We start from the raw sequence: 17167 nt of genomic DNA, 5'->3' as shown, positions 1-17167 counted from the left end.
GTTGCTGAATGTTTCGGAGACAGATGCGGTGAACGCACGCGGTGCTCATAGCCTTAACTCGTCGCTTCGCTTCCTGATCACCATCACCGCTCACGTCGCAATTCTGGCGCGAGGCGGAGCAACGGCCAGCTGCTACATGAAGCTGGCGTGGTCCGTCATCTGCAGCTTGGCGATCGTCGATCTGGTATGGATCGCCATAACGGACCTTCGGTTGGCTCCGTCCAGTTGGATAGCACTCGTGCGGGTGATCTCATTCAGCCTGTTTGCCGCACTCCTGTGCGAACTGATTTCCCAAAGACTCCAAGGCAAAAACGATCCGATCGGGCGACTGCTCAAGCTCGTCGCAGATTGCCTGGGGACGGTCACCGTGGCGATGGTCGCCTTCGCGCTATTGGCCGCCGCCGTCATCATCTTCTGCTGCCTCGCAACTAGCGCTGCGTTACCGTTGCAAGATCTGCGGCTCGCCGCCCTGGATGCAAGTCTCGGCTTTGATTGGAGGTCATTCCTCACTTTGACCAACAGAAGCGACTTGATCAGTAGCGTCCTTCTCGTCGCCTATCAAAATACAGGCGGTGTCGTGTTCGCCACTATGCTTTGGCTCTGCCTTTCAAAGCGCCTGGAAAGACTCGCGGAATTCCTCGCCATGCTGTGCCTGACGGCTATCGGCACCGCTGCGGGAATGTTGATCTTGCCGGCCGCGGGTGCCTACTCCCTGCACCAACCGGCACTGGACACATTCGGCAATTTCGGCACCGATGCCGGCATGTGGCATCATGAGCTGCTCATGCAATTCCGATCCGCGCATCCGCCTCTGATCGATTTCGACACTCCCAACGTCAACTGCCTGGTGACCTTTCCTTCTGGTCACACAATTCTCGGCCTAGTCACGACTTACGCCCTGCGAGACCGACTCTATACTTTTTTGCCCGCCCTGCTGATCAACGGCGTCATGATCATTTCGACATTGCCGGTGGGAGGACACTATCTGGCAGACCTGATCGCAAGCGGTGCCGTGACCGCCTTGTCGATCACGCTCATCCGTTCGATGAAGAGGGTTCATTCCGGAACGTCTCGATCTGGCGATACCGCGCTAGCTGGCGCGATCTAGCGCCTGTCGGAGCGAAGTCGGGGTTCGCGGCTGACCGCCGCCCGCAGTTTGCCGCGAGATACGCGGCGGCGATGCGGCACGATCAGGATGGTCCGAAAATGACCCACAAGACGAGCGTGACGAAGCCTGCGAGCGTCGCCGCGACAACGGCCGCCAGCATCTCATTGTCGAACGCTTTCTGGTTCCACTTTGGCATGCGCATCCGCCAATCCGAGGCCGGAATGATCGTTCCCAATGCCGTCATTTGCGAGGAACAATATTCTTTGGCTTCTGTTCTCCGTGCGCACTGCAATGACAGAGAGGAAATTCCAGTGAAGAAGATCTTGATCGCAGCCGCAGTCGCCGGTTTCACCGCAACCTCCGCCTTTGCGCAGTCAGGCGCAAACCCGAGCGCGCCGCAGCCGGGTTCGACAGGTGCAGGCGTGAATCAGCCGGGAACCACCAGCACCGGCACCGCCGTAGATCGTCCCGACACCATGAGAAAAGATGGCATGTCCGGCACATCAGGCATGAGCACCACCAAGATGAAGAAGGACGGCATGGCCAAGGATGGAATGGCCAAGGACCACATGAAGAAATAGGCTGTCGGATATCAGGGCGCCGCGTTGCTGACAGCAGTGCGGCGTTTTCTGTTGGTGCGGATCACAACTGAAATGTGGATCCGTGCCAGCGCTGGCCGCTGGCAAGTTTTGCGGGCGATTCCGCTGGAATGCCCCCTCACCCGATTGCCGTTGAGACAGGCGGGGTGCTCCCGGGTCAGGCCGATAAACGCATCGACCGAGTCGAATCGACACCACGAGTGCAGGCGCGAAGCCGGCAGGCATCGTTCGCTCCCTCACACAGCACCAGCGTGAGGAAAACCGCGAATAATCCAGCAATTTCAAGGATGAGGTGTGGTGCGCTCGGAGGGACTCGAACCCCCACCCTGTTACGGACTGCCACCTCAAGGCAGCGCGTCTACCAATTCCGCCACGAGCGCTAAAGAAATCCGGCGAAGGGCAAATCGCCCGGCCGGATCAACCGGCGCCGATGTAACAAACCAATGATGGGGAGACAAGGCCTCTTGGCCTCTTCCGGACAACCTATCTGTGGTCAGGCGACCGGGGCAGCATCTGCTTGACCTCGACCGCGATCCGGTTGCGATCGACCATCACCACACCACTGGCCACGGGCAGGTTATTGGCGAGGATTTTGACCTCGTCCTGCTCTGTGGCATCCAGTTCGATGATGGCGCCGCGGCTCAGCCGCATCACCTGATGGACGGGCATCGACGTCGTGCCGAGGACCACCATGATATCGACGGTAATTTTATCGAGGGTTGGCACGTCGGCCCCAAATTCCCAGATGCAGGATCGCACAGATGCAAGATTGCAGTGCTGCGAGATCAACATGTTATGGTTAGCCAATGGTTAATGACCGCCAAACCCTCGATTTGACAGTGTTTTCCCAGTCCAAACCGGGACCGGCTGTGGAATGGCGGGTGTCCGATGCCCCGATTCCCTATCCCGAGGCCGTGGCCGAGATGGAGGCCCGGGCGGCGGCCATTGCCAATGGCACCGCACCAGAACTGGTCTGGCTGCTGGAACACCCTCCGCTCTACACCTCCGGCACGTCAGGCAAGGCAGATGACCTGCTGGATGCCCGATATCCGGTGTTCGAAACCGGCCGCGGCGGCCAGGTGACCTATCACGGCCCCGGCCAGCGGGTGGCCTATGTGATGCTCGACCTGAAGGCGCGCCGACCCGACGTGCGCGCCTATGTGGCGGCGCTGGAAGACCTGATCATCCGGACGCTGGCCGCTTTCAATGTGAGGGGTGAGCGGCGCGAGGACCGGGTTGGCGTCTGGGTGGCGCGGCCCGACAAGGGCACAGGGTACGAGGACAAGATCGCGGCCATCGGCGTGCGGCTGAAGCGCTGGGTCTCGTTCCACGGCATCGCCATCAATGTGGAACCGGATCTGGCGCATTTCGACGCCATCGTGCCCTGCGGCGTGGTCGATCCGCGCTATGGCGTCACCAGCCTGGTCGATCTCGGCCTGCCGGTGACCATGACGGATGTGGACGTGGCGTTGCGGCAGGCCTTTGGCGAGGTGTTCGGCGAGGCGCTCGACGCCGAGACTGCGGTCGCCATCTAGGACGGCTTCACCTCCACAACGATGACCATCGTGAAGGCGCAGCAAATGCCGCGAGGCTATTTGTCGATGAGCTTCCAAACGTGCCAACGTGGCGATCTCCGCACGGATGCTCGCCGATGAATATCAGACCCAAGCTGCAGATATCGCTGCCGACGGCGCAGTTGATCATGGACAAGGTGGCGCCGGGCCGGACCGTTGCGGCAGTCGTCCACCTGCATGGCGGGGAGATCGCCGCGGTCTACGAAATCGCTTTCGCCGACGCAGAACATCGGCCGATGGTGCTGAAGGTCTATCCCGACTCCCTGCACTGGAAGATGCAAAAGGAGGTGACCGTTGTCGGTCTCATCGCGGATCGGCTGAGCGTCACGGCACCACGTATTCTCTTCGCGGATGACACCAAACAACTGCTTGGTCTCAATTTTCTCGTCATGGCCAAGCTCGACGGTTCGATTCCTGGGCCCGCTGGAGAGCACCTTGAGTTCGGAGCAGCTGCATTCCGCCTACGTGCAGATTGGCCAGTTGCTGCGCGAGTTCCACCGCATTCCCATGGAAGCGTTCGGCTATATCGGGCCGAAAGGCATATGGACTGCCCATTCGACAAATCGCGTCTACCTGACCGGCCAATTCGAGCGGAAGCTCGCGCAATTCGCGGAAAGAGGCGGATCGGCGGACATTGCACAAAGGGTTGCAGGATACGCCGCAGACCGCGAACAACTACTCGCTGCCTGTAGCGGTGCGGTGCTTTGCCATAACGACCTTCATGCAGGAAATCTTCTTGTCACGATCGAAGAAGCCATGCGGCTCTCCGGCGTTCTGGATTTCGAGGGTGCTCTGGCGGGTGACCCGCTGATGGATGTCGCCAAGACGCTCTTCTATCTCGGCGATGACACGAGACGTGCTGTTCTGCAGGGCTACGGCAACATGGCGAGAGATTGCTGGTCCGAAACGCTCGAACTGTATCATCTGTATTTCGTGCTCGAGCTCTGGTGCTGGATGGCGGAGATTGGAAACACGCAACTGCTCGATAAACTCTCCGCTGATTTGGCACGATACAGCGCGTCATAGCGCACCGCCCGCTTCTCGAAGGCAGCCGACGACAGGCCCCTCACCTCTGACGCGCGCCCTGCTACAGGGTCGGCAGCGTCGCAAAGCCTGCAATATTCCCGCGTAATGCGAGCATGTCCGGGCCGGCATCGTTCACATCGACCGCATCCACACGCGACGAGATCGGCCCACGCCAGCATTCGGCGATCATCCGGTCGACGATCTCGGCAGATCCGGCGAACACGGCCTCGACGCTGCCATCGCGGCGATTGCGTAGCAATCCAGATAAATAAATAGCCCGGCCAAAGCCGGGCTTAGTCTTCTGAAGATAGTATGGGGATTAGTACACCCAACTGCCAAACTTATAATTCAAGCCGACGCGGACGCTATCGGCTCTGAGCGACTGCTCAAAGTTGTAGACCGTTGCGCCGCCGAGCCCCGAACTTGTGGCCCTTCCAAAATCGTAGTGAGCGTATTCGAAGCGAGCAGTCCAATTGTTGGTGAAGGCCCATTCTACGCCGGCACCGGCCGTCCAACCGTCACGACGACTGCTGGTAACGTTGGTCAGCACAAGGCCCGTAGGGTCCGTGTCGGTGTAAGTCGTTTTCACGTCGGTCGCCGCATAGCCGCCCTTGCCGTAAATGAGCCAGTTGCCGCCAACAACAACACCGACGCGCCCCGTTACTGCAACATAGGCACCTTCACCCACGCTGGCGACGCTATCAGCCGGTGTGCGGACGCCGACATAGGGCGGATATTGCCGAGATCCTTTCAAGCCGAGATAACCACCTTCGACCTCAAGGCCGAACACGTAGATGCTGCTCTGCCAATTATAGCCAATGTGGCCATTCCCGGTGAACCCGTCGGGGCCATAGCTAAAGTCTGGCGCGCCATTATACGAATTAACGTCGTGAACGTTGCTGCGGCCCCAGATGTATCCGACGTCACCGCCGACATAGAAACCAGACCAGCTAAACGGCGCGACGACGGGCACAGGTGCCTTTGTATAAACCGGCAGGTCGGCGGCTTGAGCCGATAGTGCGGCAAACACAATCGCGGAAGTGGCAAGTAAAATGCTCTTCATTGCAATTTCTCCCCAAGTTGCGAACCGCTGGAAAGTCTGCGCTCGAAGTACGAGAACGTCTGTAACTCGAGCGCAACACGCGCGACCATTCTGAGCTGCATCAACGCGACGACGCGCGTTCTTTTTTCATAATGAAATCTGAGAATAGGTATCTAGTTGTTGGTAGCGGTATATGCATCCGCACCACATCGTTCGCTCCTCACAGTCTGGCCGCTGCTCCGGGCTTTCTCGGACAGAACGGTGGTCGTCACCGAGTGATGTGCGGCAACCTTTTCATTGAGGATCAAAGCGTCGGTAACGTTGCGAAGCCCTTGCCTGCCCCGCGTAGCTTGAGCATGTCAGCGCTGGCATCGGTCACATCGACCGCATCCACACGCGACGAGATCGGCCCACGCCAACATTCGGCGATCATCCGGTCGACGATCTCGGCAGATCCAGCGAACACAGCCTCGACGCTGCCATCGCGGCGGTTACGTACCCAGCCCTGCAAGCCCAGCGAGGTTGCGGTGTGCTCCGTCCAGTAGCGATAGCCAACGCCCTGCACCCGGCCGAGGATCATCACGTGACGGATCACGTCGCTCATCGCTATTTCTTGAGCCCCGAATCTTTCAAACCAAGGAAATCGATGCCGCGCTGTTTTACCACGGCGCCGCGGGTGACGCTTTCCATCAACTCGCTTGAGGCAAGATTCTTCAGCTCCTTCGGCCCCGCACCTGCGCGCACTGCTTTGAGAGTCGCATGAACGGCGGCCGTCGCTGCGGAGATCGGCGCATGACCCTGAATGGCGATGCGCACACGCTGGGCGCTGAGGAAATCCCAATCCATGTCATCGGTGGGACTGCCCAGCACGATCGGTAACGTGGTCGCGGCTGACGCCGCCTGCAGCTCGGCGCGGCTCTTGAGACCGGTAAACATCAGCGCATCGACGCCAGCACCTTCATAGGATTTCGCACGCGCGATCGCATCGTCGACAGAGGTGATCGATGCCGCGCCGGTGCGCCCGACGATGACGAGCGCCGGATCCTGTCGCGCGCCAAGCGCGGCCTTGATCTTGCCGAGCCCCTCTTCCGGCGAGATCAACTGCGCTTTGGCTTCGCCGAAGGTTGCGGGCAGTAGCGTATCCTCAATCGTCAAGCCGGCAGCGCCGGCGGCTTCGAGCTCTTCCACCGTGCGGCGGACATTGAGCGCATTGCCATAGCCGTGATCGGCATCGACCAGCACCGGCAGCGAGCCGGCGCGCGACATCCGCCGCATCTGCTCGGTGAGTTCGGTGAGCGTGATCAGCGCGATGTCGGGATCGCCGAGAATGGCGAGCGATGCCGCGGAGCCGCCGAACATGCCGACCTCGAAGCCGAGGTCCTCGGCGATGCGTACTGAGATCGCGTCATAGACCGATCCCGGACGCATGCAGCGATCGCCGGACAGGATCGCCCGGAGGCCGTAACGGCGTTGCCGGAACGTCGTCACGCGAATTCAAGAATGAGCGCATCCACCGCCAGCGTTGCGCCGGCGGCGGCATGGATTTTCTTGACGGTGCCGTCGCGTTCGGCACGCAGCACGTTCTGCATCTTCATCGCCTCCACCACGGCAAGGGTCTCGCCGGCCTTGACGTCCTGACCTTCGGTCACGGCAATCGACACCACGAGGCCCGGCATCGGGCATAGCAGCTTCTTGCCGGTATCAGCCTTGACGCCAACCGGCATCAGGCGCGCCGCCGCAGCCTCGGTCTCGGTGAAGACATTGACCGCAACCTCAAAGCCCTGATGGGCGATGCGGATACCGGAGGCCTGAGGGCGCACCTGCATGGCGATGCTGTGACCATCGATGGTGCCTTCCCAGACCGGCACGCCGGGCTTCCAGGACGACGCGAGCTTATGCGGCGTACCGGTCTTGCCGTCGGCGCCGACGAAAGCCACGGTCACGACATCGCCGTCACGGGCGACATCGAGCGCGATCTCCTCGCGCTCAAGCCACACCGCACGGCGGCCGGCACGCGTCACCGCACGACCGATCAACTGGCCCGAAATCTGCCGCTTGCGCTCGCCGTAAACGGCATCGACGGCTGCACCCACGGCCGCGATACGGCGCGCCACTTCGCCTTCCGGCGTCCTCGCGGCGAAGCCGCCCGGAAACTCCTCGGCGATGAAGCCGGTGGAGAGATTGCCCTCGCGCCAGCGCGGATGGTTCATCAGCGCCGACAGGAACGGAATGTTGTGCCGGATGCCGTCGACATAAAACGCGTCGAGCGCCTGCGACTGCGCCTCGATGGCAGCGGCGCGCGACGGCGCGTGTGTGACGAGCTTGGCGATCATCGGATCGTAATAGATCGAGATCTCGCCGCCTTCCTCCACACCGGTGTCGTTACGCACGGTCACCCCGCCCTCGACATGGCTTTCCGCCGGTGGGCGATACTTCACGAGGCGGCCAATCGACGGCAGGAAGTTGCGGAACGGATCTTCCGCATAGACGCGGGATTCCACAGCCCAGCCGGTCAGCGTGACGTCCTTCTGCGCAAGCGCCAGCTTCTCGCCAGCGGCAACGCGGATCATCTGCTCGACGAGATCGACACCGGTGACGAGCTCGGTCACCGGATGCTCGACCTGCAGACGGGTGTTCATTTCCAGGAAGTAGAAGCTCTTGTCCTGGCCGGCGACGAATTCCACGGTGCCGGCAGAGTCGTAATTCACGGCCTTGGCGAGCGCCACGGCCTGCTCGCCCATCTTGCGGCGGGTGGTCTCGTCGAGCAGCGGGCTTGGGGCTTCCTCGATGACCTTCTGGTTGCGGCGCTGGATCGAGCATTCACGCTCGCCGAGATAGATCACGTTGCCATGCTTGTCCCCGAGCACCTGGATTTCGATGTGGCGGGGATCGACGATGAATTTCTCGATGAAGACGCGGTCGTCACCGAACGAGGCCTTTGCCTCGGCCTTGGCGAGGTTGAAGCCTTCGGCGACTTCCGCGGTCGAATGCGCGATGCGCATGCCCTTGCCGCCGCCACCGGCGGACGCCTTGATCATCACGGGATAGCCGATCTCGTCGGCGATCTTCACCGCATGCTTGTCGTCCTCGATGACGCCGAGATGGCCAGGCACTGTGGAAACTTTGGCTGCGGCTGCCGCCTTCTTGGATTCGATCTTGTCGCCCATGGCGGCGATGGCGCCGGGATTGGGGCCGATGAAGACGATGCCGGCAGCTTCCAGCGCGCGCGGAAACGCTTCGCGCTCGGACAGGAAACCGTAACCGGGATGCACAGCCTCGGCGCCGGTCTGTTTGCAGGCTTCGACGATCTTCTCGATCAGGAGATAGCTCTCGGCGGCGGCCGGAGGTCCGATGAACACGGCCTCATCGGCCATCTCGACATGGAGCGCGTCGCGATCCGCTTCGGAGTAAACGGCGACGGTCTTGATACCCATCTTGCGGGCGGACTTGATGACCCGGCAGGCGATCTCGCCGCGATTGGCGATCAGAATTTTTTTGAACATGAGCTGTCTTACTTGCAACCTTGAGGCGGGATCGGAAAGATGGGGTCGACGGTACAATGTGGCATGGCGCCGCAGTCGTAACAATTCTGTCGCGGACAAAAACTAGAGAAGACGTCTGGACCGGATCGGCCGAGTTCTTTCGAAGCGAGGTTTTTCATGCGCTGCGCCACCATCCTCTCCCTCAGTCTTACTCTTATATCCGCAACAACGGCTTTCGCCCAAAACAGCCCTCCCCGCAACCTCATTTTGTTCGTACCTGATGGGCTCCGGGCGCTGAAAGTGACGCCGGAAACGGCACCTGCGATGTCCGCAGTGCGGGATAAAGGCGTCAATTTCCAGAACTCGCATTCGCTGTTTCCGACCTTCACCATGGCCAATGCGTCGGGCATGGCCTCGGGCCATTATCTCGGCGATACCGGGGTATTCTCGAACTCGATCTATACCGGCCGCCCCACCCCGGTGCAGAACAACAGCCCGATCCCCTTCATCGAACATGATCAGGTGCTCGGCGATCTCGACGAGCAGTTCAATGGCGATTACCTCAATGAGGAAACGCTGCTGAAGGCCGCGCGCAAAGCGGGCTTTTCGACGGCCGCGATCGGCAAGGTCGGCCCGACCCTGATGTTCGATCACACCGAGCGCACCGGCAAGGAGACCATCACCATCGACGACCAGACCGGCGGCGTCGACAAGGCAGGCAAGCTGCTCGGCATTCCCCTGTCGGATGAGATTAAGGACGCTTTGGCGAAGGCTGGCCTCGCGGTGGAAACCCCGGGCCGCGGCGAGAACGGCAAGGCTGGCGACGCCAAGACGCCGGGAACGGTCGAGGCGAATATCAAGCAGCAGGCCTATATGGCCGACGTCGCGAGTAAAGTGGTTCTGCCGATGTTCAAGGCACGCAACAAGCCGTTCGTGCTGGTGTTCTGGTCGCGCGATCCCGATGGCACCCAGCACAACCAGGGCGACAGCCTCAACAAGGTGACGCCCGGTATCAATGGTCCCTCCTCGCTCGCCTCGATCAGGAATGCCGATGATAATCTGGCGCAGCTCCGCAAGGCGCTCGACGATCTCGGTCTCGCCGCTTCGACCAACATCATGATCTCGGCGGATCACGGCTTCTCGACCATCTCCAAGGAGAGCAAGACCTCGGCGACCATCAAGGGCAGCTATGCCGACACGCCGGAAGGTTTCCTGCCGCTGGGCTTCCTGGCCATCGATCTCGCCAAGTCGCTCGACCTGCCGCTGTTCGATCCCAATGACGGGTTCAAGACCGTCACCGACAACGCCTATCCGAAGGCCGGCAATGCGTTCATCGGCAAGGATAAAGACAAGCCCGAGCTGATCATCGCCACCAATGGCGGCTCCGACCTGATCTATCTGCCGACCGCCGACAAGGACCTCGCCGGCCGCACCGTGAAGGCGCTGCTGAAGCAGGATTACATCAGCGGCATCTTCGTCGACGATACGCTCGGCTCCTTCCCGGGCGCGCTGCCGCTGTCGGCGATCAACCTGTCGGGCAAGGCCGTCACACCGCATCCCGCCATCGTCGTTTCATTCCGCTCCTATTCGGAGGGCTGCGAAGAGCCGGCGGCGTGCCAGGTCGAGGTTGCCGACACCGTATTGCGGCAGGGCCAGGGCATGCATGGCTCGTTCGGGCGCGGCGATACCCACAACTTCATGGCGGCGATCGGACCGGACTTCAAAGCCGGCTTCGTCGATCCCCTGCCGGTCAGCAATGCCGATACCGGTATTACCGCCGCGCATCTGCTTGGCCTGAAGCGCGACGCCAAAGGCAGCCTGATCGGCCGCGTGATGAGTGAAGCGACGACGACGGGCGACACGCCGAACGCGATCTCCGAGGTGTTGCGCTCGGCGCCCGACGATCAGGGTCTGGTCACGGTGCTGCAACTGCAGAAGGTCGGCGAGCACAAGTATTTCGACGTCGCCGGTTTCCCGGGCCGGACTGTCGGCCTCGACGGGAAGTAAGCGACAGCCCCAACAAAAAACGGCGGAGCCACGCTCCGCCGTTGTCCTATTCTGACGATCTGCGACCGGCTTACATGCCGATGTCGAACACGTTCGGTAGCTGCAGCGTTGCAGCGCCGACTACGGTCGTGACCAGCGTCATGATGGTGGCGTTGCTGACGCGCTTGGCGCGCATCTGCGTGGCGATCCATTCGAGCACCTCGATATTCACACCGACGGCCTTGGTCGGAGCCCAGGTCTCGATGGCCACATCGGGCGACAGCGCCACGGTGCGCGACGGCACCGGCAGGCCCGACGCGGATGCCGCGTGATGCACGACTGCCTTGGCGAACAGGTCGTCGAAACGACCATCATCGCTGCGCTCGGCTGCGGCTTCGTTGATCGCAAACAGTGCCTCGGCCTCGTCGCGGCTGACCGGCTGGCTGGCCAGTGCCGACGCCCCAAGGATGCGCTCACACCAGGCGGCGTCATCGGCATCGAGTGCACGGGAGAAATGGATACGGCCGCGGGTGGTCGGACCTTCGCCGGTGATGACGCCGTCGCGCACGACGGCGAGGGCCTGCGCCGCAGCGCGATGATCGTGGATGGAGGAGGTTTCGATGGCGCCGATTACGTCGGCAGCGGCAGCGGATGACATTTCAAGCTCTTCTGTTTGCAGCATATTTCTCAACATAGCCCAGCAATTCCATGGGCGACTTAACACTCGGTTAAGAGATGGACAGGAGTTTTTCTTATCCCTAACCGTTGCAGTTCAGTCGCGCCGGAGCGTTGCTGGGTTCGATCTGATGTGGCGATGCGGTCAGGCGGGATTGCGCCGGACGGGAGGCAACATCACGGCATCCGATAACATCATGTTGCGTGGGTATTTTGCCGCAGCCGCCTTGCGTGAAACTGAATGCCAGCGCGCGCTGAATTTGAAGAAAGTTCTTGTCCTTTTTGCCGGACAGTTCCATTTACCAGCGTGCGCCTTTATAATTGGCCCACAAAATTCATCTGTAATCAGAATGACATGAGGTCCATCATGACGCTCCAGATCAACGCCGTCGCCCCCGATTTCGAGGCCGAAACAACGGCCGGCCGCATCAAGTTTCACGACTGGATCGGGGATAGCTGGGCTCTTTTGTTCTCGCACCCGAAGGACTTCACCCCCGTCTGCACCACCGAGCTCGGTGCGCTCGCCAAGCTGCAGCCGGAGTTCGACAAGCGCGGCGTCAAGCTGATCGGTCTCAGCGTCGACCCCGTGCACAAGCACGCGCTGTGGGTCGACGATATTAACGAAACCCAGGGCGCCCGCCCGACCTTCCCGATGATCGGCGACACCGACCTCAAGGTCTCGAAGCTCTACAACATGCTCCCGGCCGACGTGGCGGGCGATGCCGACAGCCGCACCGCGGCGGACAATGCCACCGTGCGCAACGTCTTCATCATCGGGCCGGACAAGAAGATCAAACTGGTGCTGGTCTATCCGATGACCACCGGCCGCAACTTCCAGGAAATCCTGCGCGTGATCGATTCACTGCAGATGACCGCCAAGCATCGCGTCGCCACCCCAGCCGACTGGAAGCATGGCGAGGACGTCATCATCGCCGGCTCCGTCACCAACGACGAAGCCAAGACGATCTATCCGAACGGCTGGAAAGAGCCGAAGCCCTATATCCGCATCGTGCCGCAGCCGAAGTAACGCTGCGACTGATTTGCAAGAACGAGAGAGGCGCCGCGAGAGATCGCGGCGCCTCTTCTGTTTTGCGGATGTGGGCAGCAACACGCAATCGCATCGGGTGAGCCACTGATCCAGCGACGGCATGACAACGAACGTCGTCGGGTAGCGAATCGCATATCGCTTCAAAATCGCTGCCAGTACCAATTCGGTAATAAATATCCTGATACTACGCGCGAATGTGCGCAAGGTTGCAAACCCTCGCGGTATTCGAGGCCGGATCGATCACCCGACATCCGCGTTGGATGAAGTGATGACCGATCAATCTTCGACCTCAACACCGGTGCAAGCACCTATCGTCGTCTGGTTTCGCGACGACCTGCGTCTGTCCGATCACCCTGCCCTTCATGCCGCAGCCAGGCGCAATGTGCCGGTGATCTGTCTCTACATCCTCGATGAGCAGAGCAAGGCACTGAGACCACCGCAGGCGCGGCCGATGGGCGGCGCGACGAGGTGGTGGCTGGCGCAGTCGCTGCGCGCGCTCAGCGCGAGCCTCGACGCCATCGGCGGCACACTGGTGCTGCGCAAGGGCGCTGCGGCCGACGTCATCGTCGATGTGGTGCGCACAGTCGATGCCAGCCACGTCTTCTGGAACGAGATCGCGCAGGCGCCGCATCTCGCCGTCGCCGATGGCGTCACCGAAGCGCTCGCCGATCTCGATATTGGCACGCAGAGCTTTCCGGGCGATCTCCTGGCGCATCCCGCGACAATCCGCGCCAAGGAGACCGCTACCCAGGAGAGCCGCGGCCTGCGTGTGTTCACACCGTTCTGGCGGCGCGTCCAGGCAATGGGCGGACCGGCGAAGCCTCAACCGGCGCCGAAGAAGCTACTGCCCGCGCCGAAGCTGAAGAGCGATAAGCTCGCCGACTGGGCGCTCGAACCGTCGAAGCCTGACTGGGCCGGCGGCCTGCGCGAGACGTGGACGCCTGGCGAAGCCGCCGCGCAGAAACATCTCAAGCGTTTCCTCAGGGAGATCGCGGGCTATAGCAGCGATCGTGATCGGCCCGACCGCGAGATCACATCGCGCCTCTCGCCGCATCTTCGCTTCGGCGAGATCAGTCCGCGTCAGATCTGGACCGCGGCGCATTTCGCAGCTGCAGAACATCCGAAACACAGCAGCGACATCGCAAAGTTCATGAGCGAAGTCGGCTGGCGCGAGTTCTGCCGCCATCTGCTGTTCGATGTTCCCGATTTGGCCACGCGCAATCTGCAATCATCCTTCGATGAGTTCCCGTGGAAGACCGATCGCAAGGCGTTGCACGCGTGGCAACGCGGTCTGACCGGCTATCCGATCGTCGATGCGGGCATGCGCGAGCTCTGGCACACCGGTGTGATGCACAATCGCGTACGCATGGTGGTCGCATCCTTCCTCGTCAAACATCTGCTCATCGACTGGCGCGAGGGCGAGAGGTGGTTCTGGGATACGCTTGTCGATGCCGATGCGGGCAGCAATCCCGCCAACTGGCAGTGGGTCGCAGGCTCCGGTGCGGATGCAGCACCCTACTTCCGCGTCTTCAATCCGATCCTGCAGGGCGAGAAGTTCGATCCCGGTGGTGTCTATGTCAGGCGCTGGGTGCCCGAACTGAGCGAACTATCCACAAAACAGATTCACCAGCCTTGGACGGCTTCACCGCTCGAACTCAAAAACGCGGGAATCACTTTAGGCAAAGACTATCCGTCGCCAATCGTCGATCATAAAGTCGGTCGCGAGCGCGCATTAAAGGCGTACACAACGATACGAAATAGTTGACTGTCGATAGCACACTCTTCAACACGCGCCCGAATCGGACTAACGTGAAAAAGTCGACAATGTTGGGGGATACTATGAACGACGACACTCCAGTCCTGGAGCAAGTGGCGGATGCGCTGAGCAGCGCAACCGACGCGACTAAGGAAGTCGCCACCTCGGTGGCGAAGAAGGTCAAGAAGGCCGCAAAGAAAGTCGCAAAGAAAGTGACCCCGGCTAAGAAGACGAAGAAGTCCACCAAGAAATCTTCTGCGAAGAAATCTTCAAAGAAGAAAACCCAGAAAGCGAGACCAATGGCTAAGAAAGCAACGAAGAAGACCGTCAAGAAAGCTGCCAAGAAGACCGTGAAGAAGGCAGCTGCCAAGAAGACCGTGAAGAAGGCCGCCAAGAAGGCCGCTCCGAAGAAGGCCAAGAAGGCCAAGAAGGCTGCCAAGAAGAAGTAAGCTTCTTCGCAGATGTGAAAGCCTCCGGGTCCAAGCCCGGAGGCTTTTTCATGTCTGGAGTTAGCGAAGGAAATGCATCAGCCTCGGCTGTCGTCCCCGCGCAGGCGGGGACCCATACACGCCGTCGAACAGGTCAAAGCGCTGTCGTTGTGGCTATGCCGTTCTAACTTCGCCGACCGTGGTTATGGGTCCCCGCCTGCGCGGGGACGACATGGGATGGTTCTGTGCTTGGCGCCAGTCAGCAATCACGCCCTGGCGCGGTTGACCAGCAACACCGCAGCGCCGCAGGCAATCATGCCGATGATGGCGACGGCATCGAGCTTCTCGCCGAACAGGACGAAGGCCATCAGCGCCGTCACGGCCGGCACCAGATAGAACAGGCTTGCCACCTGGCTCGAGGGCTGACGCCGCAGCAGCCAGTAGAGCAGCCCGACGGTACCGATCGACAGCACCACCGCGAGCCACACCACCGACAGCACAAACTCCGCCGACCAGTGGATCACATTGGTCTCGAACAGCCATGCGCCGATACCGAACAGCACCAAAGCTGCGAGTTGCTGAATGAAGCTGCCGGCGCGCCAGTCGATGCCGCCGCAATAGCGCTTCTGATAGAGCGTGCCGACGGTGATCGTGATCAGCGAAACGCCGGACGCAAACCATCCCCAGCCCGCCTCGCCCGTCATCGGGCGTCCGTACAGGATCAGCAACACGCCGGCGAGGCCAAGTCCTAGTCCGCCCCACTGCAGCGGCGTGACGCGCTCGCCGAGAAAGCGGCTCGCCAGAATGGAGGTGAGGATTGGCTGCAGGCCCGGGATCAGCGCCGACAGACCGACCGGGACCTTGTGCGCCACCGCAAACACCGTCCCGGCAAGATAAAGACCCTGCACCAGCAGCCCGGCGACGATGCTGTGGCCGATGCCCGCGCGATCCGGCCATGCCGGTCGCGCCCACGCAACGATCACCGCCATGATCGCAACGGCCAGCATCATCCGCACAGTGAGATAGGTCAGCGGCTCGGCGCCGTTCAGCACATATTTCGTGCCGATGAAGCCGGTGCACCACAGCAGCACGAAGACGACGGGCGCGGCACCGCCGATCAGGGTTTCAAGATCGCTTTTCTGAACCTGTTTCATGGGCTGCTCAGTGCCCGATCATGTGCTAAGCGGCAATGGCTGTTTGCGCGGGCCTGCCCGCCTGACATCACACCACCGAGACCATTATCGAAGGAATTTGCCATGGACGTTCGCGCCGCCGTTGCCATCAGTGCCGGCAAGCCGCTGGAGATCACCACCGTTCAGCTCGAAGGCCCGCGCGACGGCGAAGTGCTGATCGAGATCAAGGCCACCGGCATCTGCCACACCGACGAGTTCACTTTGTCCGGCGCCGATCCCGAAGGTCTGTTTCCGGCGATCCTCGGCCATGAAGGCGCCGGCGTTGTCGTCGATGTCGGCCGCGGCGTCACTTCCGTGAAGAAGGGTGACCATGTCATCCCGCTCTATACGCCGGAGTGCCGCCAGTGCCCGTCATGCCTGTCGCGCAAGACCAATCTCTGCACGTCCATTCGCGCGACGCAGGGCCAGGGCCTGATGCCTGACGGCACCTCGCGCTTCTCGCTCGAGGGCAAGCCCATCCATCATTATATGGGTACGTCGACCTTCGCCAATTACACGGTGCTCCCTGAGATCGCGGTCGCGAAGATCCGCGAGGACGCGCCGTTCGACAAGGTCTGCTATATCGGCTGCGGCGTCACCACCGGCATCGGCGCGGTATTCAACACCGCCAAGGTCGAGCAAGGCGCCAAGGCCATCGTGTTCGGTCTCGGCGGCATCGGCCTCAACGTGCTGCAGGGCCTGCGCCTCGCCGGTGCCGACATGATCATTGGCGTCGACATCAACAATGACCGCAAGGCCTGGGGCGAGCGCTTCGGCATGACGCATTTCGTCAATCCGAAGGAGCTGGGCAAGGATCTGGTCCCTCACCTCGTCGACATGACCAAGCAGGGTGCCGACCAGATCGGCGGCGCCGATTACACCTTCGATTGCACCGGCAATGTCACCGTGATGCGTCAGGCGCTGGAAGCCTGCCACCGCGGCTGGGGCCAGTCCATCGTGATCGGCGTAGCGCCGGCTGGCGCGGAAATCTCCACGCGTCCGTTCCAGCTCGTGACCGGCCGCGTCTGGAAGGGTTCCGCTTTCGGCGGCGCCCGCGGCCGTACCGACGTGCCGAAGATCGTCGACTGGTACATGCAGGGTAAGATCCAGATCGACCCGATGATCACCCACGTGATGCCGCTCGCGGACATCAACAAGGGGTTCGATCTGATGAAGCGTGGGGAGAGTATCCGCGGCGTGGTGACGTTCTAGGCTACAAGCGCCTAGGCCGTAGGATGGGTTTTGCGAAGACGCTCACCCCATCCTACGGC

The 17167-nt window shown here is 61.3% G+C and carries 19 protein-coding genes and 1 tRNA gene; 10 read left to right on the top strand and 10 right to left on the bottom strand.

Going from position 1 to position 17167, the window contains the following annotated elements; translation table 11 throughout:
- The first annotated feature begins 28 nt into the window (after nt 1-28).
- On the top strand, nt 29-1108 hold the full coding sequence (locus AB8A27_RS08245) for a phosphatase PAP2 family protein (RefSeq protein WP_441241495.1): 1080 nt from the start codon (nt 29-31) through the stop codon (nt 1106-1108).
- A gap of 221 nt (nt 1109-1329) precedes the next feature.
- Nucleotides 1330-1689 (top strand): hypothetical protein, encoded by a 360-nt coding sequence (locus AB8A27_RS08240; protein WP_441241494.1) that lies wholly within the window; start codon nt 1330-1332, stop codon nt 1687-1689.
- A 313-nt stretch (nt 1690-2002) separates the two neighbouring features.
- Here the strand turns inward: AB8A27_RS08240 and AB8A27_RS08235 are convergent.
- Both AB8A27_RS08235 and AB8A27_RS08230 read right to left on the bottom strand, forming a co-directional pair.
- Nucleotides 2003-2087, bottom strand: a tRNA-Leu gene (locus tag AB8A27_RS08235).
- A 103-nt stretch (nt 2088-2190) separates the two neighbouring features.
- Nucleotides 2191-2433: a FliM/FliN family flagellar motor switch protein gene (locus AB8A27_RS08230; protein WP_068730739.1), complete on the bottom strand. Its 243-nt coding sequence runs from the start codon at nt 2431-2433 to the stop codon at nt 2191-2193.
- 80 nt (nt 2434-2513) lie between these two features.
- Here AB8A27_RS08230 and lipB point away from each other — a divergent pair, with 80 nt between their 5' ends.
- The 3 genes from lipB to AB8A27_RS08215 all read left to right on the top strand — a co-directional run bounded on the left by lipB (nt 2514) and on the right by AB8A27_RS08215 (nt 4307).
- Complete coding sequence (lipB, locus tag AB8A27_RS08225; protein ID WP_441241493.1) at nt 2514-3242, top strand: lipoyl(octanoyl) transferase LipB; 729 nt, start codon at nt 2514-2516, stop codon at nt 3240-3242.
- Nucleotides 3243-3358: 116 nt separating this feature from the next.
- On the top strand, nt 3359-3973 hold the full coding sequence (locus AB8A27_RS08220; protein ID WP_441241492.1) for a phosphotransferase: 615 nt from the start codon (nt 3359-3361) through the stop codon (nt 3971-3973).
- Nucleotides 3855-4307 (top strand): phosphotransferase family protein, encoded by a 453-nt coding sequence (locus AB8A27_RS08215; protein WP_441244856.1) that lies wholly within the window; start codon nt 3855-3857, stop codon nt 4305-4307. Before AB8A27_RS08220 ends, AB8A27_RS08215 begins: the two co-directional genes overlap by 119 nt.
- Nucleotides 4308-4368: 61 nt before the next feature.
- On the opposite strand, the gene AB8A27_RS08210 is transcribed toward AB8A27_RS08215, so the two are convergent.
- The 5 genes from AB8A27_RS08210 to AB8A27_RS08190 form a co-directional block, all read right to left on the bottom strand.
- Nucleotides 4369-4581, bottom strand: a complete 213-nt coding sequence (locus AB8A27_RS08210) for an acylphosphatase (protein ID WP_441244855.1) — start codon at nt 4579-4581, stop codon at nt 4369-4371.
- A 45-nt stretch (nt 4582-4626) separates the two neighbouring features.
- Nucleotides 4627-5370, bottom strand: coding sequence for an outer membrane protein (locus AB8A27_RS08205; protein ID WP_441241491.1), 744 nt, complete (start codon nt 5368-5370; stop codon nt 4627-4629).
- A gap of 283 nt (nt 5371-5653) precedes the next feature.
- Nucleotides 5654-5953 carry an acylphosphatase gene (locus tag AB8A27_RS08200; protein WP_092151284.1) on the bottom strand — a complete coding sequence of 100 codons (300 nt, stop codon included), beginning with the start codon at nt 5951-5953 and terminating at the stop codon, nt 5654-5656.
- A gap of 2 nt (nt 5954-5955) precedes the next feature.
- Nucleotides 5956-6777 (bottom strand): isocitrate lyase/PEP mutase family protein, encoded by an 822-nt coding sequence (locus AB8A27_RS08195; protein ID WP_441244854.1) that lies wholly within the window; start codon nt 6775-6777, stop codon nt 5956-5958.
- Between the two features lie 56 nt (nt 6778-6833).
- On the bottom strand, nt 6834-8852 hold the full coding sequence (locus tag AB8A27_RS08190) for an acetyl-CoA carboxylase biotin carboxylase subunit (protein WP_441241490.1): 2019 nt from the start codon (nt 8850-8852) through the stop codon (nt 6834-6836).
- Between the two features lie 156 nt (nt 8853-9008).
- On the opposite strand from AB8A27_RS08190, the gene AB8A27_RS08185 reads away from it, so the two are divergent.
- Nucleotides 9009-10838, top strand: coding sequence for an alkaline phosphatase family protein (locus tag AB8A27_RS08185; RefSeq protein ID WP_441241489.1), 1830 nt, complete (start codon nt 9009-9011; stop codon nt 10836-10838).
- A 70-nt stretch (nt 10839-10908) separates the two neighbouring features.
- Here AB8A27_RS08185 and AB8A27_RS08180 read toward each other — a convergent pair whose 3' ends face one another.
- Both AB8A27_RS08180 and AB8A27_RS08175 read right to left on the bottom strand, forming a co-directional pair.
- Complete coding sequence (locus AB8A27_RS08180) at nt 10909-11475, bottom strand: hypothetical protein (RefSeq protein WP_441241488.1); 567 nt, start codon at nt 11473-11475, stop codon at nt 10909-10911.
- Nucleotides 11476-11575: 100 nt separating this feature from the next.
- On the bottom strand, nt 11576-11791 hold the full coding sequence (locus tag AB8A27_RS08175; protein WP_441241487.1) for a hypothetical protein: 216 nt from the start codon (nt 11789-11791) through the stop codon (nt 11576-11578).
- Nucleotides 11792-11859: 68 nt separating this feature from the next.
- On the opposite strand from AB8A27_RS08175, the gene AB8A27_RS08170 reads away from it, so the two are divergent.
- The 3 genes from AB8A27_RS08170 (at nt 11860) to AB8A27_RS08160 (ending at nt 14745) form a co-directional block, all read left to right on the top strand.
- Complete coding sequence (locus AB8A27_RS08170) at nt 11860-12519, top strand: peroxiredoxin (RefSeq protein WP_089267220.1); 660 nt, start codon at nt 11860-11862, stop codon at nt 12517-12519.
- 289 nt (nt 12520-12808) lie between these two features.
- Nucleotides 12809-14305: a cryptochrome/photolyase family protein gene (locus tag AB8A27_RS08165; protein WP_441241486.1), complete on the top strand. Its 1497-nt coding sequence runs from the start codon at nt 12809-12811 to the stop codon at nt 14303-14305.
- A gap of 74 nt (nt 14306-14379) precedes the next feature.
- Entirely contained in the window at nt 14380-14745 is a 366-nt protein-coding gene (locus AB8A27_RS08160; protein WP_441241485.1) for a hypothetical protein, read from the top strand.
- A 245-nt stretch (nt 14746-14990) separates the two neighbouring features.
- Here AB8A27_RS08160 and AB8A27_RS08155 read toward each other — a convergent pair whose 3' ends face one another.
- Nucleotides 14991-15878: a DMT family transporter gene (locus AB8A27_RS08155; protein WP_441241484.1), complete on the bottom strand. Its 888-nt coding sequence runs from the start codon at nt 15876-15878 to the stop codon at nt 14991-14993.
- Between the two features lie 102 nt (nt 15879-15980).
- Between AB8A27_RS08155 and AB8A27_RS08150 the strand changes: the two genes are divergently transcribed.
- Nucleotides 15981-17108, top strand: a complete 1128-nt coding sequence (locus AB8A27_RS08150; RefSeq protein ID WP_092151296.1) for an S-(hydroxymethyl)glutathione dehydrogenase/class III alcohol dehydrogenase — start codon at nt 15981-15983, stop codon at nt 17106-17108.
- Nucleotides 17109-17167 lie beyond the last annotated feature (59 nt).

The organism is Tardiphaga sp. 768_D3_N2_1, assembly GCF_052076105.1.
In the GTDB taxonomy this organism is placed as follows: domain Bacteria; phylum Pseudomonadota; class Alphaproteobacteria; order Rhizobiales; family Xanthobacteraceae; genus Tardiphaga.
This window is presented reverse-complemented; position numbering and strand designations above follow the sequence as displayed.